The sequence below is a fragment of the Halosimplex amylolyticum genome (assembly GCF_051414035.1).
Taxonomy (GTDB): domain Archaea; phylum Halobacteriota; class Halobacteria; order Halobacteriales; family Haloarculaceae; genus Halosimplex; species Halosimplex amylolyticum.
This window is the reverse complement of the sequence record NZ_JBLKNW010000004.1, coordinates 81,171-102,646: the sequence shown is the minus strand read 5'-3', so window position 1 is coordinate 102,646 and position 21,476 is coordinate 81,171. Positions and strand designations below refer to the sequence as shown.

At 69.4% G+C, this 21,476-nt stretch carries 23 protein-coding genes; 14 read left to right on the top strand and 9 right to left on the bottom strand.

Annotation, left to right across the window (positions count from 1 at the left end):
* Nucleotides 1-2: 2 nt before the first annotated feature.
* The gene (locus ACMGFE_RS17305; protein ID WP_436926486.1) at nucleotides 3-869 is read left to right on the top strand and encodes a universal stress protein; all 867 of its coding nucleotides are present in this window, start codon (nucleotides 3-5) and stop codon (nucleotides 867-869) included.
* Between the two features lie 85 nt (nucleotides 870-954).
* On the opposite strand, the gene ACMGFE_RS17300 is transcribed toward ACMGFE_RS17305, so the two are convergent.
* Nucleotides 955-1,647 (bottom strand): class I SAM-dependent methyltransferase, encoded by a 693-nt coding sequence (locus ACMGFE_RS17300; protein ID WP_436926485.1) that lies wholly within the window; start codon nucleotides 1,645-1,647, stop codon nucleotides 955-957.
* Between the two features lie 121 nt (nucleotides 1,648-1,768).
* On the opposite strand from ACMGFE_RS17300, the gene ACMGFE_RS17295 reads away from it, so the two are divergent.
* The 3 genes from ACMGFE_RS17295 (at nucleotide 1,769) to ACMGFE_RS17285 (ending at nucleotide 4,101) form a co-directional block, all read left to right on the top strand.
* Nucleotides 1,769-1,915 carry a hypothetical protein gene (locus ACMGFE_RS17295; protein WP_436926484.1) on the top strand — a complete coding sequence of 49 codons (147 nt, stop codon included), beginning with the start codon at nucleotides 1,769-1,771 and terminating at the stop codon, nucleotides 1,913-1,915.
* Between the two features lie 73 nt (nucleotides 1,916-1,988).
* A complete protein-coding gene (locus ACMGFE_RS17290) occupies nucleotides 1,989-2,753 on the top strand; it encodes a DUF7001 family protein (RefSeq protein ID WP_436926483.1) in 765 nt (254 codons plus the stop codon).
* Between the two features lie 85 nt (nucleotides 2,754-2,838).
* Nucleotides 2,839-4,101 carry a glycosyltransferase family 87 protein gene (locus tag ACMGFE_RS17285; protein ID WP_436926482.1) on the top strand — a complete coding sequence of 421 codons (1,263 nt, stop codon included), beginning with the start codon at nucleotides 2,839-2,841 and terminating at the stop codon, nucleotides 4,099-4,101.
* Between the two features lie 493 nt (nucleotides 4,102-4,594).
* Here ACMGFE_RS17285 and ACMGFE_RS17280 read toward each other — a convergent pair whose 3' ends face one another.
* The 5 genes from ACMGFE_RS17280 to ACMGFE_RS17260 all read right to left on the bottom strand — a co-directional run bounded on the left by ACMGFE_RS17280 (nucleotide 4,595) and on the right by ACMGFE_RS17260 (nucleotide 9,008).
* Nucleotides 4,595-5,263, bottom strand: coding sequence for a class I SAM-dependent methyltransferase (locus tag ACMGFE_RS17280; protein WP_436926481.1), 669 nt, complete (start codon nucleotides 5,261-5,263; stop codon nucleotides 4,595-4,597).
* Nucleotides 5,263-6,159 (bottom strand): thiamine-phosphate synthase family protein, encoded by an 897-nt coding sequence (locus ACMGFE_RS17275; RefSeq protein WP_436926480.1) that lies wholly within the window; start codon nucleotides 6,157-6,159, stop codon nucleotides 5,263-5,265. Before ACMGFE_RS17275 ends, ACMGFE_RS17280 begins: the two co-directional genes overlap by 1 nt.
* Before the next feature lie 84 nt (nucleotides 6,160-6,243).
* Entirely contained in the window at nucleotides 6,244-6,831 is a 588-nt protein-coding gene (dcd, locus tag ACMGFE_RS17270; protein WP_436926479.1) for a dCTP deaminase, read from the bottom strand.
* A gap of 102 nt (nucleotides 6,832-6,933) precedes the next feature.
* Nucleotides 6,934-8,109, bottom strand: a complete 1,176-nt coding sequence (locus ACMGFE_RS17265; protein ID WP_436926478.1) for a glycosyltransferase family 39 protein — start codon at nucleotides 8,107-8,109, stop codon at nucleotides 6,934-6,936.
* Nucleotides 8,110-8,207: 98 nt separating this feature from the next.
* Nucleotides 8,208-9,008 (bottom strand): sugar phosphate isomerase/epimerase family protein, encoded by an 801-nt coding sequence (locus ACMGFE_RS17260; RefSeq protein WP_436926477.1) that lies wholly within the window; start codon nucleotides 9,006-9,008, stop codon nucleotides 8,208-8,210.
* 96 nt (nucleotides 9,009-9,104) lie between these two features.
* On the opposite strand from ACMGFE_RS17260, the gene pth2 reads away from it, so the two are divergent.
* From pth2 to psmB, 5 genes are all read left to right on the top strand, one after another.
* A complete protein-coding gene (gene pth2 / locus ACMGFE_RS17255; protein WP_415380744.1) occupies nucleotides 9,105-9,443 on the top strand; it encodes a peptidyl-tRNA hydrolase Pth2 in 339 nt (112 codons plus the stop codon).
* Between the two features lie 142 nt (nucleotides 9,444-9,585).
* Nucleotides 9,586-9,978, top strand: a complete 393-nt coding sequence (locus tag ACMGFE_RS17250) for a DUF5518 domain-containing protein (RefSeq protein ID WP_436926476.1) — start codon at nucleotides 9,586-9,588, stop codon at nucleotides 9,976-9,978.
* A gap of 279 nt (nucleotides 9,979-10,257) precedes the next feature.
* The gene (locus ACMGFE_RS17245; protein ID WP_436926475.1) at nucleotides 10,258-10,707 is read left to right on the top strand and encodes a hypothetical protein; all 450 of its coding nucleotides are present in this window, start codon (nucleotides 10,258-10,260) and stop codon (nucleotides 10,705-10,707) included.
* 116 nt (nucleotides 10,708-10,823) lie between these two features.
* Nucleotides 10,824-11,558, top strand: a complete 735-nt coding sequence (gene psmA, locus ACMGFE_RS17240; RefSeq protein WP_436926474.1) for an archaeal proteasome endopeptidase complex subunit alpha — start codon at nucleotides 10,824-10,826, stop codon at nucleotides 11,556-11,558.
* Entirely contained in the window at nucleotides 11,551-12,285 is a 735-nt protein-coding gene (gene psmB, locus ACMGFE_RS17235; protein WP_436926473.1) for an archaeal proteasome endopeptidase complex subunit beta, read from the top strand. Before psmA ends, psmB begins: the two co-directional genes overlap by 8 nt.
* Nucleotides 12,286-12,321: 36 nt before the next feature.
* Here psmB and ACMGFE_RS17230 read toward each other — a convergent pair whose 3' ends face one another.
* The gene (locus ACMGFE_RS17230; protein ID WP_436926472.1) at nucleotides 12,322-12,594 is read right to left on the bottom strand and encodes a winged helix-turn-helix domain-containing protein; all 273 of its coding nucleotides are present in this window, start codon (nucleotides 12,592-12,594) and stop codon (nucleotides 12,322-12,324) included.
* Nucleotides 12,595-12,882: 288 nt separating this feature from the next.
* Between ACMGFE_RS17230 and ACMGFE_RS17225 the strand changes: the two genes are divergently transcribed.
* The 3 genes from ACMGFE_RS17225 to ACMGFE_RS17215 all read left to right on the top strand — a co-directional run bounded on the left by ACMGFE_RS17225 (nucleotide 12,883) and on the right by ACMGFE_RS17215 (nucleotide 15,075).
* Nucleotides 12,883-13,284, top strand: coding sequence for a PPOX class F420-dependent oxidoreductase (locus ACMGFE_RS17225; RefSeq protein ID WP_436926471.1), 402 nt, complete (start codon nucleotides 12,883-12,885; stop codon nucleotides 13,282-13,284).
* 79 nt (nucleotides 13,285-13,363) lie between these two features.
* Complete coding sequence (locus ACMGFE_RS17220; protein WP_436926470.1) at nucleotides 13,364-14,074, top strand: class I SAM-dependent methyltransferase; 711 nt, start codon at nucleotides 13,364-13,366, stop codon at nucleotides 14,072-14,074.
* Nucleotides 14,075-14,172: 98 nt separating this feature from the next.
* Nucleotides 14,173-15,075, top strand: a complete 903-nt coding sequence (locus tag ACMGFE_RS17215; protein WP_436926469.1) for a glycosyltransferase family 2 protein — start codon at nucleotides 14,173-14,175, stop codon at nucleotides 15,073-15,075.
* A 78-nt stretch (nucleotides 15,076-15,153) separates the two neighbouring features.
* Here the strand turns inward: ACMGFE_RS17215 and ACMGFE_RS17210 are convergent, their stop codons facing one another.
* Nucleotides 15,154-15,975, bottom strand: a complete 822-nt coding sequence (locus ACMGFE_RS17210; RefSeq protein ID WP_436926468.1) for an amidohydrolase family protein — start codon at nucleotides 15,973-15,975, stop codon at nucleotides 15,154-15,156.
* Between the two features lie 464 nt (nucleotides 15,976-16,439).
* Between ACMGFE_RS17210 and thsA the strand changes: the two genes are divergently transcribed.
* Nucleotides 16,440-17,996, top strand: a complete 1,557-nt coding sequence (thsA, locus tag ACMGFE_RS17205) for a thermosome subunit alpha (RefSeq protein ID WP_436926467.1) — start codon at nucleotides 16,440-16,442, stop codon at nucleotides 17,994-17,996.
* A 276-nt stretch (nucleotides 17,997-18,272) separates the two neighbouring features.
* Here the strand turns inward: thsA and ACMGFE_RS17200 are convergent, their stop codons facing one another.
* Nucleotides 18,273-18,812 (bottom strand): nicotinamide-nucleotide adenylyltransferase, encoded by a 540-nt coding sequence (locus ACMGFE_RS17200; protein WP_436926466.1) that lies wholly within the window; start codon nucleotides 18,810-18,812, stop codon nucleotides 18,273-18,275.
* A gap of 408 nt (nucleotides 18,813-19,220) precedes the next feature.
* Between ACMGFE_RS17200 and lonB the strand changes: the two genes are divergently transcribed.
* Nucleotides 19,221-21,386 (top strand): ATP-dependent protease LonB, encoded by a 2,166-nt coding sequence (gene lonB, locus ACMGFE_RS17195; RefSeq protein WP_436926465.1) that lies wholly within the window; start codon nucleotides 19,221-19,223, stop codon nucleotides 21,384-21,386.
* Nucleotides 21,387-21,476: the final 90 nt, after the last annotated feature.

The window sequence follows — 21,476 nt, the reverse complement described above, 5'->3', positions numbered from 1 at the left end:
GTATGTTCGACCGGATACTCGTCCCAGTCGACGGGAGCGAGGCGAGCGATCGCGCCGTCAGGTACGCGCTCGCGCTTGCGGACGACGACACGACGGTCCGCGCGCTCGCCGTCGTCGACAGGAGCGCCGTCCCCGAGCGGTCCCGCGACTCCGATCTCGGCGATCGGATCGAAGCGTCGGTGCGGGAGACGGCCCAGTCGGCTCTCGACGAGGCGACCGAGGCCTGCGACGACGCCGATGTCGCCGCCACTGGAGCGATCGCCGTCGGGCACCCGACGGAGGAAATCGTCGAGTACGCGTCCGCGAACGAGGTCGACCTCGTCGTGATCGGTGCGCACGCCCGCGGGCGACTGGCCCGGTTCCTCCGGCGCTCGGTGGCCCGGCAGGTCGCCCAGCACTCGACGATGCCGGTGTTGATCGTCCGCGCGGACGGTCCCGACATCGACCGGGGGATCCGGCGCATCCTGCTGGCGACCGACGGGAGCGAGAGCGCTCAGCACGCGCGCGACTACGCGTTCGGACTCGCCGCCGCCCACGACGCGACGGTCTACGGCCTCTACGTGGTCGACAGCCGATTCGGGAGCACGGGGGCGCTGCACGCCGTGCTCGAACAGCAGGGCGAAGCGATCGGCGACGCCCTGCGCGCTCGCGGTGCGCAGGACGGTGTCGACGTCGCGCCCGAGACGCGGGAGGGCGAACCCGAACGGGTGATCCTCGAGTTCGCGGACGATCAGGACGTCGACCTGATCGTGGTCGGGACCCACGGGCGGACGGGTCTCGACCGGTTCGTGATGGGCAGCGTCGCCACGGCGGTCGTTCGCGGCGCCAGCAGACCCGTGTTGACCGTCCGGACCCGCGCGCGAGAGTGACGTGGACCCTGCACACAGGTGGAATCCTGTCGCCCAGGCGGATCGACGCGACGGCGTCGACGCCCCGTCGCGCCGACCGGTCGGTTCACGGTTCGATCACGAGCATCTCCGTCGCGCCGGGCTGGAACTCGTAGGGGACCTCCCGGAGCGAAACCCTGTGGCCGTCGGTCCGGAGCGACTCGGCCACCGGTTCGACGTACTCCGAGCGCGTCCGGTCCAGCGAGTGCAGCGGGAACACGCGGACCTCCTCGCGAGCCACGCGGGCCAGGTCGCGAAGCGCGGCCGCGTGGAACTCGCGGTCGAGCCGGTCGTCGTAGACGAAGAGGAGGTTCGCGACCAGCGCGAGGTCGACGCTGTCGTCGTCGACGGGGAGGTCGGGGAGTCCGCCGGCGACGTATCGGTCGGGGTGGGTGGCGTAGTCGGCGAGGAAGCGCTCGGCGGCCGCCCGGAGGTACCGGCTGCGGGTATCGACGTCCCCGTAGAAGTCCCAGACGAAGAGATCCCGTTTCTCGCGGAGCTGCGTGACGTTGTACTCGATGGCCGCGTCGAGTTCCGACTCGAGCGCCGCCGCCGGCGGTCCGTACAGCGGGTCGACGGCGCCGGCGTCGGCCGCGAGTTCCGCGGCCGTGGCCGTGAACGCGCCCGCGCCGCCCCCGCAGTCGAGTAGCTCCCGACCCGCCAGGTCGTCGATCCCCAGGTCGAACATCCGCCGGTACTCCGCGAACGTCCGCCCGATGGTCAGGAAGTCGTCCGCGACTTCGAACTCTCTATTGGACATTTCTGTCTGATATAGTTCTGGTCTGTACGCTAATGTATAGATTTTTTGGACCGCATTCTCGCAAGTACCTCGCAAGGGAGCGATCAGTCGGAATATAGCGAGAGGGTGCGTAGCACGACACATGCCCGAGACAGCACCCCGCGAGCGCGAGTACGTCGCGTGTCCGGCGACGGCGTGCAATCGGAAGGACAGGCGGAGCGTCATCAGGGAGCACCTGGCCGAGATGGACGACCAGCGCCACGAGCGCTTCGACGGGAGCGAGATATAGCGGGCCGCGGGTGGGCGGCCCCGCGACGAGCGGAACCCGCAAACCGTTTCACTCGGTGGTACCACCGATTCGTATGGTCGAGGAGGTCACGATCTATCGCGCGCCGACGACCGAAGCCGACGCGGACGCGGTCGCCGACTGGCTCCGCGACCGCGTCGACGCGGAGGTCGCGGTGCGCGACCGATTCCTGTCCGTCTTCGGCGACGACGACCTCGCCGAGTCGTTCGCCGAGGCGCGAGTACTCTCGCCGTACGAACGCGACACGGGTAACACGATGGTCGGCATCGTCCGCTACGAAGAACGCGCGCTCGACAACCCCGAGCGCGCCGGCGGCGTCATCTACGACGGCCTGCAGGTCCAGGCGATCCTCCACGACTTGCTCCCCGACGACGAGCGCGGACTCGACCACCTCCACGTCCCCCTGCTCGACCGCGTCGTCGGAACCTGGGGCGACCACGACGGCCGCTGGCACAAGCGCGTGAACGTCCTCGGCCAGCCCGGACTCGTCTCGGTTCCCGGCCTCTACGAGGCCCCCGCCAAGCCCGAGCAGTACTACAGGGAACAGCAGAAACACGCGCTGCTCTCGGGCGACTCGCCGCCGCGGGAAGTGCTGGAGAACGAGGTCGACGGGGAGTTCCTCGTCGCGGACGACCCGCGGACGACGGATGCGCTGAGAGGCTACGTCCTGCAGACGTATCACTACCTGGCGACCGGCGAGGGTTTCTGCGACGACGAGGGATGTCGGCTGGCGAACCCGCACCGCCAGCCCGGCGTCGTTCGGGCGCAACTGGGAGAGCCCGAGTTCTGCCCCGAACACGCCGAGCGCTACCGAGTGTAGCGCCGCTCCCGAGGCCGTCCGCTCCGCCCGCCGATCGAGACAGGCGTTCGTCACATCCAAGACCCTCACCGTCGCACCGGCGAGTATGGCCGACCGGAGGCGCGACGCGCTGGCGGTGTTCGGAACGGGTGCGCTCCTCGGGCTGATCGCGCTCGCCAACTACGCCGTCAACAGACCGGGCACCTTCGGGCTCAACTACCGCGTCTACCACGTCGCCGCGGAAGCGGCCCTCGCGGGCGAGAACTTCTACGCCGTCACCCCGCCGGACAGCGGGTATCACTACCTCTACCCGCCCGCGACCGTGCTCGCTTTCCTCCCCTCCGCGCTCGCCGAGCGCTGGGTACCCGGCTTCGTCGCGATCACGCTCGTCTCCGGGCTGGCGACGGCCGCGGCCACGCGACTCCTCGCGGACTACGTCGAGTCGCTCGGCTATTCGGTCGGTCGCGCGGAGCGCGCGCTCCTGTTCGCGTTCCTCTTCGCTTCCGCGCACTCGGCGCCCTCGCTCGCCTACGGCCAGGTGAACCACCTCCTCGTCGCCGCGCTCGTCGCGGGGTTCGTCTGGCTGGCGCGCGACCGCGAGACGCGCGCCGGTGCCGCGCTCGCCCTCCCGGCGTTCGTGAAGGTCTTCCCCGGCCTCGTCGGGCTCTGGCTCCTCCGCAGGCGTGCCTGGCGCGCGATCGGTGCGGCCGTCGGCACCGCCGCCGGACTGACGGCGCTCGGCCTGCTCGCCTTCGGCGTCGACACGACCCGGACCTACGTCGTCGACGCGCTCGTGCCCCGGCGCGAGACCGCGGCGTTCGTCGGCGGCCTCGCGCCCGATCGGGGCTTCGTCACCCTCCGCCGCCCGCTCTCGGCGCTGTTCCCCACCGTCGATCCCGTGTGGTACGCGGTGGGGGCCGCGGCACTGCTCGCGCCCGTGCTCGCTGCCCTCTACTGGCGCGTCGAGACGACGACCGACCGCCACGTGGCGATCCACGGGACCCTCGTCGCGATGGTCGTGGCCGTCCCGTCGCTGTTGCTCTACTACGCCTACACGGCGTTCTCACTGGTCGTCCTGCTGTACGACCTCCCCGCCGGTCGCGGTCGCCGGGTGTTCGTCGCCGGCGCGCTCCTGGCCAACCTCTCGATGTCGTTCCGCACGGTTCGGGAAGCGGTTCGAGTGGCTCCCGTCGATTCGGCCACCGCCCAGCCCATCCTCGACGCGCTCCTGCCGGTCTTCCGCCTCGGGACGCCCGTCCTCTACGGCAGCCTGCTGACCCTCGCCGGCTGTCTCGTCTACCGCGTCGAGTCCGGGTCGCTGTCCGTGCCCGACTCGTTCGGGGCGGCCGTCTTCGAGCGCGACTCGTGAGTGAGGTCTTGCGTGAGAGATTCGAGGAGGCGGATGGGAATTCGGAGATAATACTGCAAACAGCGTGAAAGCCCCGACGCGTTCGACTTCTGCTCGCGGGCCGAAGGCCCGCTCGCATGGTCCGAGGGACCGAAGGTCCCTCGCGACGGGGGCCTCGCTGCGCTCCTCGCTTCGCTGTGGTGCTTGTTCCGGGAGAGCTTGCTCTCCCGACGTTCGCCTCACTCCGTTCGGCTCACCGTCGGCCGCCTTCGTCGAACGCGTCGCCCCTTTCATTCCCACCCGCACAGACTCGCCGACCAGCCGACACGGGTGGGACTGAAAGGGGCCGCTGGCTCGGCGAACCCCGGGGAAGCAAGCACCGGAACGAAGTGAGGAGCGCAGCGACCCGCGGGAGCCGAGCCAGCGGGGGCTTTCACGCTGTTGGTGGTCAGCATATCTGCGGCGGTAGCGGTCGCAGACTTCGCGATTAAACAGTTTACTCTCCGAACAACGGCTAGACCTCGCTCCGTTCGCCCCAGGCGAGGCCGAGGTAGCCGAGGCCGAACTCCTCGTAGCCGTGGTCGGGGCAGTTCGAGTAGACCGCGTCGCGCGCGGTGGCGACGCGCCGTTCCAGGCTCTTCGACGGCGACTCGCGGCCGTCGCCGGGGGCGGCCGCCCGGACGAACGCGCGGAAACCGAGGTTCAGCGGCGCAGCCACACGCCGGTCGGAGCGCCCGGCGTTCAACAGCGCGATGCGTCCACCGGGAGCCAGCGTCTCGACCCACCGCTCGACGGCGGGTCGAGGGTCGGCGAACATCCCCACGACGAACGTCGCGAGGACGGCGTCGACCGGGCCGTCGATGGGCGGTCGGCGCGCGTCCGCGCGGGCGATGTGGACGTTCTGCCAGCCGGCGCGGTCGACGCGCTCGTTCGCCCGGCGCAGCATGCCGCGGGTCAGGTCGACGCCGACCACTCGGCCGTCGGGACCGACGCGGTCGCGCAGGTGCGAGAAGTTCGCGCCGGTGCCACAGCCCATCTCGACGACGGTGTCGCCCGGGTCGAGAGCCAGCGCGTCGGCGGCGCGGTCGCGCCAGGAGCCGACGCCGGGCGCGGTCGCGAGCCAGTCGTAGGCCCGCGCCCACCGGCCGTAGAACGACTGCGTGGCGCCGACGTCGTCGGCCATTAGCGCTCCCGGACGGCCCGCGCGGCGGTCGGTGCGTCGGCCGCCAGCACGTAGACGATCGGTTCGACGCCGAACCCGCCCGTCTGGTAGAGCACGTCGGCGTCGGACGACTCCGCGAGCGCGTCGGCGATGGCCGGTTCGAGGTCCGCCTCGGCGTCGAACTCGACGGCGGTGTAGCCGGCGTCGGTCAGCGTCTCGACGATCTCCTCGTCGTAGCGGACGTTCAGGGCGGCGCGGGCGTCGCTCCCGCCGGCGCGGGCGGCGAGCAGGACGCTCGCGACGTGTTCGCTGACGCCGAACTCGGGATCGGCGGGCACGGCCGTCGTCCCTTCGAGGTCGAGGATGCGGCCGGGGACGGCGGCGACGTCCTCGATGCCCTCGGCGTCGGGGAGGCACTCGACGAGGTTCGACCCGACGGCGGGGACGAGATCCGGGAAGTCGTCGGTGTTTTCGAGGATGCGGACGCCGCGGCGGAGGGAGGCGAGCACCTGCTCGGCGGCGCGGACCGTGCTTTCGGGGTCGTGGATGGCGAAGCGGTCGTCGCCGTACTCCGCGAGGCCGGGCATCTCCTCCTCGTGGAGTTGCGCGAGCAGGCCGCCGCGTTCGAGGCGACGGACGAACACCTCGGCCTCGACGAGCGCCTGGACGCGGCTCATCTCGCCGCTGGCGAGCCCCTCGGCGAGGCGCTCGATCAGTTCGCGCAGGCGGCGGTCGCCGAGGAGGCGGTCGTTGCGTTCGACCTCGCCGTGGACGTACTTCGAGACGGCGCTCTGGCTGATACCGAGGTGTTCGGCGACCTCGCTCTGGGTCAGCCCGCGCTCGCGCAGCGACTCGGCGAGCATCGAACGAAACGTCGGCAGGAACTCCTCGACGACGAGTTCCTCGATGAACTTCACGCCGACCACCCGGTCCGCCTGGATGCCGCCCGGTCGGCCGCTCGCGCGCCCGTCCCCGTCGCAGTTCGGGCTTCGACCATCGCCCTACTGGTCACCCCCGAACTCGCGGTCGCCCTGGATCTTCGACGCCTGCGGTCCGGTCTGGTCCTGGTACTTCGAACCGCGCTCTTCCCCGTAGGGGCGGTCGGCGGGGGTCTTCAGCTCCGTGAAGGTCAGCTGGGAGATGCGCATCCCGGGCGTGAGCGCCACGGGCGCGGTGCCGAGGTTGGAGAGTTCGAGGGTGATCTGCCCCTTGTAACCGGGGTCGCAGAGGCCGGCGGTGGCGTGGACGACGATGGCGAGGCGACCGAGCGAAGAGCGTCCCTCGACGTGGGCGATGAGGTCGTCCGGGATACCGACGCGTTCGTAGGTCGTACCGAGGACGAAGTCGCCGGGGTGGAGGATGAACTCGCCGTCCTCGTCGACGACGGTCTCTTCGACGTACTCGGCGACCTCGTTCTCGCTGTTGGGGTGGATGCAGGGGATGTTGGCGTGCTGGAACTCCAGGAACTCCCGCCCGAGGCGCAGGTCGACGCTGGCGGGCTGGATCTGGATGTCCGGGTCGTCGAGAGGTTCGACCACCAGATCCCCCTCTTCCAGGCGCCGCAGGATGTCCGCGTCCGACAGTATCATACAGGTTTCTCTGCCCGCCGGCGGTAAAACATCACGGTTGGCAGCGGCTCTCGTGTCGAGGGCGGGACGGGGCGAAACGCACCGAACGCGGTCGAGTGCGGGCTACGTTCGGCTGCGGACGCGCACTCGTTCGGGCCAGCGGGTCAGCGAGACGTAGTAGCCGGCGAAGAGGGCGTAGACGACGACGGCGGGACCGAGGAAGTTGCGCCAGCCGGCGACCCAGATGCCCATCGCCGTCACGACCACCGCGACCAGCGGCGTCACCCACAGCACGAGCAGGTCCCACTGTTCGCGGACCACCGCCGCGTGGATCCCCAGCACGGCGAGGACAAATAGCGGTCCGAGCGTCACCATCGCCCTCAGCGCGTGGCTCTCCGACCAGCCGGGCATGATCGGCGAGAAGAACCACAGGCCACGGAGGGTCGCGATGGCGACGACGTGCTCGGCGTTGGCGACGAAGAAGTCGACGACGCCGCTCGCCGGCGCCGGCGCGTAGTCGTAGACGAACCGGTCGGGCGTGATGACGATCCCCTCCCGCCAGTGGAACAGCATCGATCCGCGGGCCCAGCCGAACTGCAGGCGGTAGGCGATGGCGGCGACGAGGCCGCCGACGAGCGCGAGGTTGATCTTCGCGGGGAACCCCAGGTTCAGCCGGTGGTCGCTCGTCGCCGGCAGGAGGTCGTAGAGGAGGTACGCGGCGACGATTGGCAGGCCGTTCGGTCGGACGAGCGCAGCGAACCCGAGGGTTCCGAGGGCGAGCAGACGGTTGCGCGTCGTCGGCGTCGTGTGGTAGTGCGCGAGGCGCCACAGCGCCAGCGCGACGGCGAACGTCAGCATGAACTCCGACTGCGGTCGGGCCGCCCAGCGGTACACCTCCCACTGGACGGCGAGCGCGCCGCCGGCGACGAGGCCCGCGGAGCGACCGACGAGGTGGCGTCCGGTGGCGTAGACCAGCACGCACGACAGCGCCGAGAGCCCGATCTGGACGCCGACCCAGCCGTGGACGTACTCGCCCGTCGCGCGCAGCCAACCGCAGTAGGGGAGCCAGTAGCCGGAGTAGACCAGCGCCCGGGTGCCGAAGAGCGTCCCGAGCGAGAACTCGTTGCACCACGCCAGGTACCGGGTGGCGTCCCGGACGACCATTGTGCCCGTGTTCGACCAGACCCACCCGCGGAGGACGAGCGCGACCAGGAAGATGGCGGTGGCATCCCGCTGCCAGGTCTGGTCCGGGAGGGTCTCGGAGAGGGCTTCGGCAACGCTGGAGGGACGGAGGACCATGAGTAGACTGGCTGACACTCGCCTCACATGAAAACCTTGTTTCTGCTATCGCATGGTCGGGGTGTCGGCCCGGGCCGCAACCACCGGACGCGGACAGGTCAGTCGCCGTCGCCGACGTGCGTCGGCTGGCCGTCGTCGGCGCGGTCTGCCGCCGGGTCGTCGCCCCGACCGAGGTGGCCGGTGTGCTCGTCCAGGCGCAGGGACGCGTGCGAGGGCTCGGCCACGGGATCGACGGGCTCGTCGTTCTCGAAGAGGCCCCACTCGGCGTCGATACGGCGGGCCGCCTCGACCGTCGTCCCCACGTCGAGATCCCCCTCGCCGAAGGTGACGAACTCGCCGGCCTGGAAGTCCATGTCCTTGAGGTGGACGAGCGAGACGCGGTCGCCGACGTCGTCGAGTAGCGACGCGGGGTCGACGCCGCCGACCCCCGCCCAGCCCACGTCGACCTCGAAGCGGACGGCGTCGGTCGCGTCGACGAGCGCCTCGTACCCGGTCGTCGCACCGAGGTCCGTGAACTCGTGCGCGTGGTTGTGGTAGTGAAGTCGGAGGCCGGAGTCGGCCAGGCGGTCGGCGGCGGCGTCGAGCCGGTCGGCGGTCGACTCGACGGCCTCGCGAGTCGCGAACGCCTCGGGGTCTATCCACATGACGACCACGTCGTCCGTCCCGAAGGCGTCGCACGCTGCGGCGTGGGTCTCGACGTCCTCGTCGAGCGCGTCGAGCCCGGACCCGATGCTCGACACGGCGAGGTCGTGGGCGGCGAGCGCGTCGTGGACGGCGTCGGTGTTCGCGTCGGGGCCGAGTTCGACGCCCTCGTACCCGGCGCGGGCGATCCGGCCGAGTTTCGCGGGGAGCGGTTCGTCGATCGCGCTGATCGTGTAGGGCTGGATGCCGATCCGCATCGTCCCGACTGCTACCGGGTATCACAAGCCGGTTTCGACCGCGGAAGTGCCACCGTCGATGAGAAACCCTATCTCCCGCCGGCCGCCAATCGGAGTATGAAACAGGCCATCGTCGCCCGGGCCGACCTAGGGATGGGCGAGGGGAAACTCGCCGCGCAGGTCGCCCACGCCTCCCTCATGGCCGTCGAGGACGCCGACCGGCAGGCGAAAAACGAGTGGAAGGGCAGCGGCCAGAAGAAGGTCGTCCTGCAGGCCGACAGCGAGTCCCAGCTGTTCGAACTCGCCGACAAGGCCGAGCGCGAAGGCCTCCCCCACGCCGTCGTCCGCGACGCCGGCCACACACAGCTCGAACCCGGCACCGCCAGCGCGCTCGCCGTCGGCCCCGCCCGCGACGACCTCGTCGACAAGGTGACCGGCCACCTCTCGCTGTATTAGCTCGGACCGCCGGATCGAATCACACCTCGCTGACAACTCGCGTCCATTCCGTCCGTGGCCGCGGCCATCTGGCACGTGAAGCTGAAATTACCTGTGGATGCCGGCAAGTTCGCTTAACACGTCAGCCAGCCTGTATTCGCGCATGGTAAAGTGGATGGCTGTCCTGTACGGTCTCGTCGCATCGCTCGTGATCGGACTCCTCGGTGGCTTGGGCCTCCCGTTCACCGACGCGACCCTCCCGGCGATCGGGGCGGGATTGACCGGCCTTATCGCCGGCGCGATCGCCGGGTACGCCGCTCGGGAAGGCCTGGGTGGCGGCGCAGTACACGGGTTCCTCGCGACGACTATCGGGGGGATCGTCGTCGCGCTGGTCCTGCTGTTCGTCGGGACCCTCGTGGCCGGCATCTTCGGACTCGGGGCCGGCGTCGCCGCGCTCGTCTGGGTCGCCGCGACCGGGATCCCCGGCGCGATCGGTGGCGCGATCGGCGGTGCCGTCGCGCCGGAACCCGAGACTGCCGGTCAGCCCGTTACCTGACGGCCCTACCCGTATCGAACGACCCGAAGTAGTTCGTGCGTGTCGAGCCGAACGTCGCGTAACGGACCGATTCAGCCGGTGAGGCCGCCCCAGACCGCCGATTTTCTCCGTCGGCCCGGGGAGACCGATGACACGAGTTAAGCCGCTGTAGTCGTGAGGGTAGGCAACCGATATGACCGCGCGACCCGTCGCGACCCAGTCCAGTTCCGAACACCTATCGACCGCCGGTCCGACCGCCGACAGTTCGCGGAGCCTACCGCGAGGCGAGGACCGCCGCTGATGTACGAGACGACCGCCGTCGCCCGACTCGCCGGCGCGGTCGCCCTGCTGGTCTCGCTCGCGGTCTGGGGACTGCTGTCCGTCCTCGCGGCCGGCGAGACGACCGTGACGACCTGGGCGCTGGGGCTCGTCGTCATGTTTCCCGTCAGCGCGCTCGCGCTGGGATACGCCAGCGATCGTACGCCGCCGAGGGCCGGCTCGGAACACGCCCTCGGGCTCGCCGTCGCCGTCGCGGCCGTCTCGGTCACGTACCTCGTCGCGCTCGCAGTCGACTTCCCGCCGGTCGACGCTCTCGTCGGGGCGACCCCGCTCGAACTCGTCGCCGCCGCCGTCGGCTTCGCCCTACTCACCGCGGCCCTCGCGGTCGTCGACGCCCGGTATATCGAACGCCCGGCCACCGCGGCCCGCCTCGAAGCGCGGTACATCGACGATCCCATCGGCGACGACTGACGGGCCCCGCTGTGACCGCGGGACGCACCGACGCGGAGTCCCGTGGTCTGGTGAAAAGGCCTATATATGGCAACCACTAACTGGAAGTTAGTCACGCTGACTCAGTGACGCACACTATGCAGGATCAGAACCAGCAGGCGTACGACCGCGGGATGACGATCTTCTCGCCGGACGGGCGCCTCTATCAGGTCGAGTACGCCCGGGAAGCGATCAAGCGCGGGACGGCGAGCGTCGGCGTTCGGACGACCGACGGCGTCGTGCTCGCGGCGGACCGCCAGGTCCGCTCCCCGCTCGTCGAGGAACAGAGCATCGAGAAACTCCACCGCATCGACGACCACATCGCGGTCGCGAGCGCGGGCCACGTCGCCGACGCGCGACAGCTGATCGACTTCGCCCGCGAGCAGGCGCAGGTCAACCGCCTTCGCTACGACGAACCGATCGGCGTCGAGGCGCTTGCCAAGGAGGTCACCGACTACATCCAGCGCCACACACAGAGCGGCGGCGTTCGCCCGTTCGGCACCGCGCTGGCTATCGGCGGCGTCGACCCCGACGGCACGCCGAAGCTCTTCGAGACCGACCCCTCGGGGACCCCCTACGAGTGGCAGGCGACCACCATCGGTGGCAACCGCGAGACGCTCATGAGCTTCCTCGAAGACGAGTACCGCGGGGACGTGGACCTCGACGCCGGGATCACCCTCGCACTCGAAACGCTCGCGCAGAGCAACGAGGAGATCGACCCCGAAGCGGTCGAGGTGAGCGTCGTGGACACGGAGATTCACCGCGTCCGTTCGCTGGAGGCCGAAGAGATCGACGGCCACCTCGCGGAGTTCGGAGGTGCGGACGATGAGTAGATTCACCGACCCCCTGACCGGCGCCGACGCCATCGGGGACCCGACCGCGCCCGAACTCGACGCGGGACAGTTCGGTGGCTCCGGCGCCGACGCACAGGCACGCGACGGCGACTCGGTCAACAAGACCGGGACGACCACGGTCGGCATCTCGACGGAGGAGGGCGTCGTCGTGGCGACGGACATGCGCGCCTCGCTCGGCGGCCGCTTCGTCTCGAACAAGTCCGTCCAGAAGGTCGAGCAGATCCACCCGACCGGCGTACTGACGCTCGTCGGTTCCGTCGGCGGCGCCCAGTCGTTCATCCGGACGCTCCGCTCGGAAGTCGACCTCTACGAGGTCCGCAAGGGCGAGCCGATCAGCATGCACGCCCTGGCGACGCTGGCGGGTAACTTCGCCCGCGGCGGCCCGTGGTTCGCGATCAACCCGATCCTCGGCGGCGTCGACGGCGAGGGCAGCCACGTCTACAGCATCGACCCCGCCGGCGGGGTCATGAAAGACGACTACACGGTCACTGGCTCCGGGATGCAACTGGCCCACGGGGCCATCGAGGGCGAGTACGACCGCGAGATGAGCCTCGACGACGCGCGCGACCTCGCGGTTCGCGCGGTCGAAGCGGCCAGCGAACGCGACACCGGCTCCGGCAACGGCGTCTACGTGGCGACCGTCACGGGCGACGGCGTCGAGATAGAGAACTTCGACGAGACCGAAGACGCGTACGCCCAGCGGTAGGGCGAGCGGGTCTCTCCGTCCGTCGAGTGACCGCGCTCAGTTGTTGAGGAAGTAGACCTGTTTTCGCGCGTCGTGGAAGCTGTGTCGCGACCCGATCAGCCCCTCGTCTTCGAGTCTGTTCAGCGCGTAGCGGACGGTCCGGTCGGGCAACAGCGACTCCTCGGCCAGTTTCCCCTGCGAGAGGGGCGCGTCGGTCTCCAGCACTTTCGCCACCAGCTTCGCGCTCGGAGGGAGTTCGCGCAGGCGCTCGCGGAATTCGGTCTCGCCGAGCCGCTCGTCCGCACCCGGATCGTCTATGGTCGTGCTCATGCCTGAGGGTCACCGGTGGGTACTGGTAAACGTTGGCTATATGGATGACCAAAGTATCCAAAGCATATAAGGTACCCTTGTATTTCCGCCCGAACGTCGAGTGGATCGCCGAATAACGGCGTGTACGGCGGTTCGTCCCCGCGTAGCGGCCCGTCCCCCACGTAGCGGCCCGTCCCCCACGTAGCGGCCCGTCCCCCACGTAGCGGCTCGTCCACCACATAGCGCCCCGTCCTCCAAGTAGCGCCCGGTCGACCGAGTCCTTTCGGCGCTGTAGCCCCTTATCCGCGTATGGCATCCATCCCGGAGTCCTTCCACGACCTGTTCGACAAGCGGACGTTCGCGCACTTCGCGACGCTGACGCCCGATGGGTTCCCGCACGTCACGCCCGTCTGGGTCGACTACGACCCCGAGGCCGACCGGGTGCTGATCAACACGGCGCGGGGCCGACGGAAAGAGCGCAACGTCGCCTGGAACCCGAAGGTCGGCGTCAGCATGGTCGATCCGGAGGATCCCTATCGCTTCTGCTCGGTCACGGGCGAAGTCACGGCGCTGACCGAGGAGGGCGCCAGGGACCACATCGACGAACTCGCCCGCCGCTACATGGACGTCGACGAGTACCCGAGCTACGACGCCGACCCGGGCGCTCGCGTCGTCGTCGAGATCCGTCCGGACGAGGTCTACACGTCGTAGCGGCGGTTCGGACCCGCGACCGCGCCGAGCGTCCGCTTTCAGTACTCTTTTGGTCCCAGACTGGGGAAATTGCCGTATCGTGAAGGGTAAGGAGTGGTACCAGCAGGAAACCGTCGTCGAGTCCTACGAGGACAAACGCTTCTCCCGCGGCGGGGGCCGGCTCACCGACAGACTGGAGAAGGCCGCAGTCGGCGAGGCGCTCGCGCCCGTCGAAGACAAGAAGATCCTCGAGATCGCCTGCGGCACCGGCCGGTTCTCCGTGATGCTCGCCGAACAGGGCGCGGACGTGGTCGGCCTCGACATCTCGGCGCCGATGCTCGGGGAGGGCCGCGACAAGGCCCGAGAGGCGGGCGTCGACGACCACCTGGAGTTCATGCGCGGCGACGCCGCGCGGCTCCCGTTCCCCGACGACCACTTCGACGCCGTCTTCGCCATCCGATTCTTCCACCTCGCGGACACCCCCGGGGAGTACCTCCGCGAGATGGCCCGCGTCTCGAAGCGCCAGGTCGTCTTCGAGACCTACAACCGCTCCTCGGGCCGGTCGCTGTACAACTGGGCGCTCCCGATGGGGTCGCGACTCTACTCGCGGCGGGAAGTCGACGGCATGCTCGACGCCGCGCAACTGCGCCTCGTCGACGAGACACACGAGTTCGTCGTCCCCTTCGGCCTGTACCGCAAACTCCCCGGCGGCGTCGCGAAGGCGTTCCGCCGGGTCGAAGAGGCGATCGACCGCACGCCGCTCGGCGACCGCCTGGCCTCGATCTCTTACTGGAACGCGACCGTCGACTGACGAGGCACGCGGTGGACCCCGCGTTGTGGTCGCCGACTCCGGTTCGCCGGGCCGTTCGTCCCACGATTTTTATATGCGTCGAGGCTGCTACGGACAGTATGGAGCTCTCGGTGGTGGTTCCGACGCTGGACGGCCGGGAGCAACTCGCCCGGACGCTCGACGCGCTGGCCGACCACGTGCCCGTGGCCGAGATCGTGGTCGTGAACGGCCCCTCGACCGACGGGACGACCGGGATGGTCCGCGAGCGCGAGGACGTGGACGTGCTCGTCGAGGTCGCCGACCGGACGGTCACGGCCGCGCGCAACGCCGGCATCGAGCAGACCACCGGCGACGTCGTCGCCCTCGTCGACCAGGGGCTGTCCGTCACCGACGAGTGGTACGACGCGCTCGCCGACCAACTGGACGGGACCGACGTCGTGTCGGGGCCGGTCCACGAGCAACTCCGGGGCGGGATGACGACCGAGGAGGTCGAATCCGACGCGCTGGCGGGCCGGGAGATCACCTACTTCAACGGCGGCAACGTCGCCTTCTCGCGGCCGGCGCTCGACGCGCTCGACGGCTTCGACGAGTACCTGGAGATCGGGAGCGCCCGCGACGGCGCCCACCGCCTCGCCGCGATGGACTTCTCGGTGACGTGGGCGCCGGAGATGGGCGTCGCCCGCGAGGTCGGCGCCGACGGCGGCGGCCCGGAGACCGACCCCGGCTGGAAGTACCGCTCGCTGGCCTACCGGCTGGTGAAAAACTACGGCGTGCGCCCGCGCGTGGCGGCGCGCCTCGTCGTCTACGCCGGTCGCGACGCGCTGGACTCACTGCGCGACGTGGCCCGCGGCGACGCGACGCCCTCGGGCTGGCTGGGAACCGGCCGCGACGTGCTGTCGGGGCTCGCCGTCGGCTCGAAGGACGGCGCCTGGGCGCGACTGCTCGACCGGTCGACCCGGCGAAACCCGTACGGCCGGTCGGCCCGCTCGGACCGGCCGGTCGCCGTCTACGACCGGCGCTGACCGCGAACACGGCCGGTGCTCGCCGGCACTGTCCGCCCAGGGGTCACTTTTCTCTGGGAGTTCCGTTCTCCCGGGAGATCACTGTCCGCCCGCGGGCGAGAGCGCCTCGAAGACGCGCCCGGGGTTGTTCGAGAAGACCTTCCGCATGGCGTCCTCGGGCACGTCTAGCGTGAGTATCTCCATGACCGCCACGTTCGGGTGCGCGGCCGGCGATCCGCTGCCGAACAGGACGCGGTCGGGGTGCTCCCTGATGGCGCGTTCGAGGGGGTCGCGATAGCGGACGAAACTCGTGTCGAGGTACAGCGACGTCGAGCGATCGAGCAGGTCGATGCTCGCCTCCATCAGGTCGCGGTCGAGCGGGTACCCGCCGAAGTGCGCGAGCACGACCGGGAAGTCGTGCTGTAGCAGCGTCGCCTCGACGGCGTCGGGCCCGAACCCGCGGCCGCCGTGGACGACGACGGGCAGTCCCACGTCGTCCAGCCCCTCCAGGACCTCCTCGTCGGGGAGACCGTCGCGCACGGGGTGGAGTTTGAACCCGACGAACCGGTCGTCGTAGGCGTACTGCTCCACGTCGGCGGGGGAGGTGTGGTCGTCGGTGCGGTGTGCGGTGAGGTTGCGCAGCGTCGCTACGGGCGTGTCCGCCGGGTCGCGGGCGCCGTTGATCCGGGCGACGGCGACGAACGGGCGGCCGACGCTCATCCGCGCGACGGCGTTGTTCGCGGCGAGGTAGTTGTCGTCGCGGCCGAACGGGAACACCAGCGACCGCACCACGCCGGCCTGGTGCATCTCCCGCTCCAGTCGTTCGGGGTCGCCGAGCCCCTCGCGCTGTCGCCGGTCCTCGTCCGGTTCGAGGCGCGCGTGCACGTCGACCACCCGGAACCCGTGCTCCAACTCCAGCATTCACCCTACCATGTGTGGACGTGGTTAAAACGGTTGTCGGAGGACGCTCCGCCGCGACCGCGGGCCCGGCGTCCGTCGGTCTGTGGGCGGGGGTTGGCCACGGCGTCCGCCGGTCTGTGGGCGGGGGTTGGGCACGGCGTCCGTCGGTCTGTGAGCGCGGGCGGGGCCTGACGCCCGCCGGCGACCGCGGCCTCGGCCCGAACGTACTCACCGAGGATCGCCGCTTGGGCCCGGTTGTCCTCGGCTGCGACCGCGACCGGCCGTCCGTCGCTCACCCGTTGGTGACCCCGCCGAACGGCCGTCGCGCCGGCCGCTCCGCTTCCTACTTAAAGGCTTTCCGGCCGGTCGTGCGGGACCCCACGGCACACCGCTGGCGGTCGTTCCGGGCCTCGCTTGGAAAATTTTATATAGAACCGCTTACGATGAATAGATGAAACTCAACCATGTCATCTGGCCAGCGACGCATGGGTGGACAGCCGATGTTCATCCTCAACGAGGACAGTGATCGCACGCAGGGCAAGGACGCCCAGAGCTCCAACATCACCGCCGGCAAGGCCGTCAGCGAGGCGGTCCGGACCACACTCGGTCCCCGCGGGATGGACAAGATGCTCGTCTCGGACAGCGGCGACGTCGTCATCACGAACGACGGCGCCACCATCCTGGACGAGATGGACATCGAACACCCGGCCGCGCAGATGATCTCCGAGGTCGCCGAGACCCAGGAGAGCGAGGTCGGCGACGGCACCACCACGGCGGCGGTGCTCTCCGGCGAACTGCTCAGCCAGGCCGAGGACCTGCTCGACGACGACGTCCACCCGACGACCATCGTCGAGGGGTACTACCAGGCGCTCTCGCTGGCCCACGAGGCCATCGACGAGATCAAGCTCGACGAGGAACTCGACGACGACCTCCTCGAGACAGTCGCTCGCTCCAGCATGACCGGCAAGGGAACCGGCGACGTCTCGGCCGACCGCCTCGCCGAGACCGTCGTCGACGCCGTGCGCCGCGTCGCCACCGACGACGGCGTCGCCCGTGACAACATCACGGTCTACACGCAGACGGGCTCGTCCTCGTCGGCGACCCGTCTGGTCGACGGCGTCCTCATCGACGAGGAGCCGGTCCACGACAACATGCCGCGCAGCGTCGACAACCCGCAGATCGCCTTCGTCGACGACGACATCGAGGTGCGCGAGGCCTCCATCGACGCCGAGTACAACGTCTCCAGCGTCGACGACCTCAACACCGCCATCGAGGCCGAGGAGAACGAACTCCGCGGCTACGCCCAGCACGTCATCGACCTGGGCGTCGACGTCCTGTTCGTCGACGGCGACGTCGCGGACCAGGTCGCCGCCATCCTCGCCAAGAACGACGTCGTCGCCTTCGAAGTCGGCGACGACGAGGGCGAGGAACTCGCCCACGCGACGGGCCTCTCGCGCGCCGCGGGGGTCCAGGAACTCGAAGCCGAGGACCTGGGCTCGGCCGGTTCCATCGCCGTCGAGAAGTTCGGCGACGAGTACGTCACCTTCGTCGAGGACGGCGACGCCGGCCAGTCCGTCACCGTCTTCGCCCGCGGGGGCACCGAGCACGTCACCGACGAGCTCGAACGCGTCCTCGGCGACGCGCTCGACGTCGTGACGGCCGCCCTCGACAAGGGCGGCGTCGTCCCCGGCGCCGGCGCCACCGAGATCGCGGTCGCCGACTACATCCGCTCCGAGGCCGCCAGCACCGAAGGCCGCAAGCAGCTCGCCGTCGAGGCGTTCGCCGACGCGGTCGACGTGCTGCCGCGCACGCTCGCCGAGAACACCGGTATGGACCCCATCGACGCGCTCGTCGACCTGCGCGCCGAACACGAGAGCGAGGGCATCGCCGGTATCATCTCCGAGGGCCAGACCGGCGTCATCGACGACCCCATCGACCTGGCCGTGCTCGACCCGGCCGCCGTCAAACACGAGGCCGTCGAGAGCGCCACCGAGGCCGCGACGATGATCGTCCGCATCGACGACGTCATCTCCGCCAGCTAAACCGGTACCTGTCGAGCCTCCGACCGAACATCGCCTTTTTTCGCCGCTCGTTCCGCCCGTAGCCCGCGGTACGGGGTCTCAGTCCGTTCGCGCCGACACTCGACCGGCCTTCTGGCCTGACCCGGGTCGAACGCGTACCGACCGCTATAGGCGTGATCTCGACACGAACGAGCGCGACAGTATCGACGCGATCGGGACGACCGTCGTGGCCGATGTCGTCGTCGGGGTGCGCTACTTCGAGCGGGAGGCCGTACGGCGGCGGTCCGCGATGACTCGTCAGTCGTCTTCCTCGGCTTCCCAGCGGCGGGAGACGTCGTCCTTGGCGACGGTCTGGAGGCGCTGGACGCCGCTGAACTCGTCGATCACGTCGGCGACCACGCCGGGGACGCGGTCGGTCCAGGTGTCGTCGTCGAGCATCCGATCCCTGATGTCGCTGCCCTCCAGGCGCTCCCGGTCGAACATCGGCGACTGGCGGACCTCGATGCCGCGCTCCTCGAACAGCTGGACGACGAGGGGGTTGTTCGAGTACGCCACGTCGAACGACGGCGACATGCTCATGATGTGGCTGACCCAGACGGCGTTGCGGTCGATGTCCTCGATGGGCACGACGTAGGTCGGGACGTCGACGTCCTCGACGGCCTTGGTCACCATCATCACGCGTTCGCCCGCGGTGAAGGGATTGCGGACGGTGTGCGAGACGTCTGCGCTCCCGATGCCGAGGACGAGTTCGTCCACCTCGTCGACGATGTGCTCGACCATCGCCCGATGGCCGTTGTGAAACGGCTGGAACCGACCGATGTAGAACCCGCGCGTCATACCCTATCGTGGGCGGACCGACTACATTAACCCTGGTGACTCGGAACCCGCCACGCCGAGTACCGCCGGTCCGACGGCGTCGACGGGTGGGCGGAGTCGACCGTCGGGCGGTAAACGCGGTCCGCCGGTGGCGTCGGTCCGCGGTGACCGCGGTCCAGAGATGACGCGGTCGGTGACGGCGATCGCGCGCGAGCGCTGGCGGGCCCGGTCGCCGCGCCAGCCCCGCGTTCGGCGGCCGCCAGCGCCCGTATCGACCCCCTGTTTTTACCCGGCTGAGGTGTAGGACCGGTATACCGGTCGGGGAACGATACCCCTCACGTCCGGCGGTTTGGGCGTGTTATCGACCCGTTCGAGGGGAGAAAGTATATCAATAAACAGCCCTTGGCTTCAGTTGTCAGAATCGTTTATATGAGTGAGAATATCGACACCGACGAACCGTCCGCAGCGGACGCGGACGAGACCGAGGAGGTCGGCGCGACCGACGCCGAGTCTCCGGACTCCGAACGCGGCGATCCGCCGGAGTCGGAGCCGGAACCGTCGGTCAGTGGCGACGAGCCCGCCGGTGACGAACCGGCGGCCGAGGAGGCCGAGGGCGGCGGCAACGCCGTCCCGGTCGACGGCGACGACAGTCTCGGCAGCGCGGTCGAGATCGACGCCGACGAGGCAGCCGTCGAGAACGCCGACGAGGACCTGCTCGGTGGACTCGATATCGAGACTACCGGGGACATCGAGGTCCCCGACCGGCTGGTCGACCAGGTAATCGGGCAGGATCACGCCCGAGACGTGGTCAAGAAGGCCGCCAAGCAGCGCCGCCACGTGATGATGATCGGGTCGCCGGGGACGGGCAAATCGATGCTCGCCAAGGCGATGAGCCAGTTGCTCCCCAAGGAGGAACTCCAGGACGTTCTCGTCTATCACAACCCCGACGACGGCAACGAGCCGAAGATCCGGACCGTCCCGGCGGCGAAGGGCGAACAGATCGTCGACGCCCACAAGGAAGAGGCGCGCAAGCGCAACCAGATGCGGTCGTTCCTGATGTGGATCATCATCGCGATCATCATCGGGTACGCCCTGCTCATCCAGGGGTCGGTCCTGCTGGGCATCCTCGCGGCCGGGGTCGTCTACCTGGCCTTCCGCTACGGCTCGCGGGGCAACGACGCGATGATCCCGAACCTGCTGGTCAACAACGCGAACCAGCAGGTCGCGCCGTTCGAGGACGCCACCGGCGCCCACGCCGGTGCGCTGCTGGGCGACGTCCGCCACGACCCGTTCCAGTCCGGCGGCATGGAGACGCCCAGCCACGACCGCGTCGAGGCCGGTGCCATCCACAAGGCCAACAAGGGCGTGCTGTTCGTCGACGAGATCAACACGCTCGACATCCGCAGCCAGCAGAAGCTGATGACGGCCATCCAGGAGGGCGAGTTCTCCATCACGGGCCAGTCCGAGCGCTCCTCGGGCGCGATGGTCCAGACCGAGCCCGTCCCGACGGACTTCATCATGGTCGCGGCCGGCAACCTCGACGCCATGGAGAACATGCACCCCGCCCTGCGCTCGCGTATCAAGGGCTACGGGTACGAGGTGTACATGGACGACACTATCGAGGACGACGCCGAGATGCGCCGCAAGTACGCCCGGTTCGTCGCCCAGGAAGTCGAGAAGGACGGCCGCCTGCCCCACTTCACCGAGACCGCCGTCGAGGAAGTCATCCTCGAAGCGCGCCGGCGCTCGGGCCGCAAGGGCCACCTCTCGCTGAAACTGCGCGACCTCGGCGGACTGGTCCGCGTCGCGGGCGACATCGCCCGCGCCGAGGACAAGGAGTTCACCGAGCGCGGCGACGTGCTCCAGGCCAAACGCCGCTCCCGGTCCATCGAGCAGCAGCTCGCGGACAACTACATCGAGCGCCGCAAGGACTACGAGCTCACCGTCAACGAGGGCGACGTGATCGGTCGCGTCAACGGCCTCGCGGTCATGGGCGAGGACTCCGGTATCGTCCTGCCCGTCATGGCCGAGGTCACGCCCTCGCAGGGGCCCGGCCAGGTCATCGCGACCGGGCAGCTCCAGGAGATGGCCGAAGAGGCGGTCCAGAACGTCTCGGCCATCATCAAGAAGTTCAGCGACGAGGACATCTCCGAGAAGGACGTCCACATACAGTTCGTGCAGGCCGGTGAGGGCGGCGTCGACGGCGACTCCGCTTCCATCACCGTCGCGACCGCGGTCATCTCCGCGCTGGAGGACGTCCCGGTCGAGCAGAACCTCGCGATGACCGGTTCGCTGTCTGTCCGGGGCGACGTGCTCCCGGTCGGCGGCGTCACCCACAAGATCGAGGCCGCCGCGAAGTCCGGGCTCGACACGGTCATCATCCCGAAGGCCAACGAGCAGGACGTGATGATCGAGGACGAGTACAAGGACCAGATCGAGATCATCCCGGTCTCGCACATCTCGGAAGTGCTGGAGGTCGCCCTCGCGGGCGAACCCGAGAAGGACGGCCTCGTCGACCGCCTCAAGTCCATCACGGGCAAGGCGCTCGAACAGCGCGAGGTCGGCCAGACCGGCGGCAGTCCGAGCCCGCAGTAACGGCGCCGGTCCGCTCGTTCTTCCGCGCCGCCCGTTCGCGATTTTCGCTTCGCTCGCTCCGAAACGACTTTCGACCGGCCAGTCCCAACT

What these genes read in the sequence shown, in the direction of transcription:
- pth2 (WP_415380744.1), top strand. Translation starts at nt 9,105, where the DNA reads ATGAAACAGGCCATCGTCGCCCGGGCCGACCTAGGGATGGGCGAGGGG.
- psmA (WP_436926474.1), top strand. Translation starts at nt 10,824, where the DNA reads ATGCAGGATCAGAACCAGCAGGCGTACGACCGCGGGATGACGATCTTC.
- ACMGFE_RS17290 (WP_436926483.1), top strand. Translation starts at nt 1,989, where the DNA reads ATGGTCGAGGAGGTCACGATCTATCGCGCGCCGACGACCGAAGCCGAC.
- ACMGFE_RS17285 (WP_436926482.1), top strand. Translation starts at nt 2,839, where the DNA reads ATGGCCGACCGGAGGCGCGACGCGCTGGCGGTGTTCGGAACGGGTGCG.
- ACMGFE_RS17210 (WP_436926468.1), bottom strand. Translation starts at nt 15,975, where the DNA reads ATGCTGGAGTTGGAGCACGGGTTCCGGGTGGTCGACGTGCACGCGCGC.
- ACMGFE_RS17245 (WP_436926475.1), top strand. Translation starts at nt 10,258, where the DNA reads ATGTACGAGACGACCGCCGTCGCCCGACTCGCCGGCGCGGTCGCCCTG.
- thsA (WP_436926467.1), top strand. Translation starts at nt 16,440, where the DNA reads ATGGGTGGACAGCCGATGTTCATCCTCAACGAGGACAGTGATCGCACG.
- ACMGFE_RS17265 (WP_436926478.1), bottom strand. Translation starts at nt 8,109, where the DNA reads ATGGTCCTCCGTCCCTCCAGCGTTGCCGAAGCCCTCTCCGAGACCCTC.
- ACMGFE_RS17305 (WP_436926486.1), top strand. Translation starts at nt 3, where the DNA reads ATGTTCGACCGGATACTCGTCCCAGTCGACGGGAGCGAGGCGAGCGAT.
- ACMGFE_RS17200 (WP_436926466.1), bottom strand. Translation starts at nt 18,812, where the DNA reads ATGACGCGCGGGTTCTACATCGGTCGGTTCCAGCCGTTTCACAACGGC.
- ACMGFE_RS17225 (WP_436926471.1), top strand. Translation starts at nt 12,883, where the DNA reads ATGGCATCCATCCCGGAGTCCTTCCACGACCTGTTCGACAAGCGGACG.
- ACMGFE_RS17215 (WP_436926469.1), top strand. Translation starts at nt 14,173, where the DNA reads ATGGAGCTCTCGGTGGTGGTTCCGACGCTGGACGGCCGGGAGCAACTC.
- psmB (WP_436926473.1), top strand. Translation starts at nt 11,551, where the DNA reads ATGAGTAGATTCACCGACCCCCTGACCGGCGCCGACGCCATCGGGGAC.
- ACMGFE_RS17300 (WP_436926485.1), bottom strand. Translation starts at nt 1,647, where the DNA reads ATGTCCAATAGAGAGTTCGAAGTCGCGGACGACTTCCTGACCATCGGG.
- ACMGFE_RS17250 (WP_436926476.1), top strand. Translation starts at nt 9,586, where the DNA reads ATGGTAAAGTGGATGGCTGTCCTGTACGGTCTCGTCGCATCGCTCGTG.
- ACMGFE_RS17280 (WP_436926481.1), bottom strand. Translation starts at nt 5,263, where the DNA reads ATGGCCGACGACGTCGGCGCCACGCAGTCGTTCTACGGCCGGTGGGCG.
- ACMGFE_RS17295 (WP_436926484.1), top strand. Translation starts at nt 1,769, where the DNA reads ATGCCCGAGACAGCACCCCGCGAGCGCGAGTACGTCGCGTGTCCGGCG.
- dcd (WP_436926479.1), bottom strand. Translation starts at nt 6,831, where the DNA reads ATGATACTGTCGGACGCGGACATCCTGCGGCGCCTGGAAGAGGGGGAT.
- lonB (WP_436926465.1), top strand. Translation starts at nt 19,221, where the DNA reads ATGAGTGAGAATATCGACACCGACGAACCGTCCGCAGCGGACGCGGAC.
- ACMGFE_RS17230 (WP_436926472.1), bottom strand. Translation starts at nt 12,594, where the DNA reads ATGAGCACGACCATAGACGATCCGGGTGCGGACGAGCGGCTCGGCGAG.
- ACMGFE_RS17260 (WP_436926477.1), bottom strand. Translation starts at nt 9,008, where the DNA reads ATGCGGATCGGCATCCAGCCCTACACGATCAGCGCGATCGACGAACCG.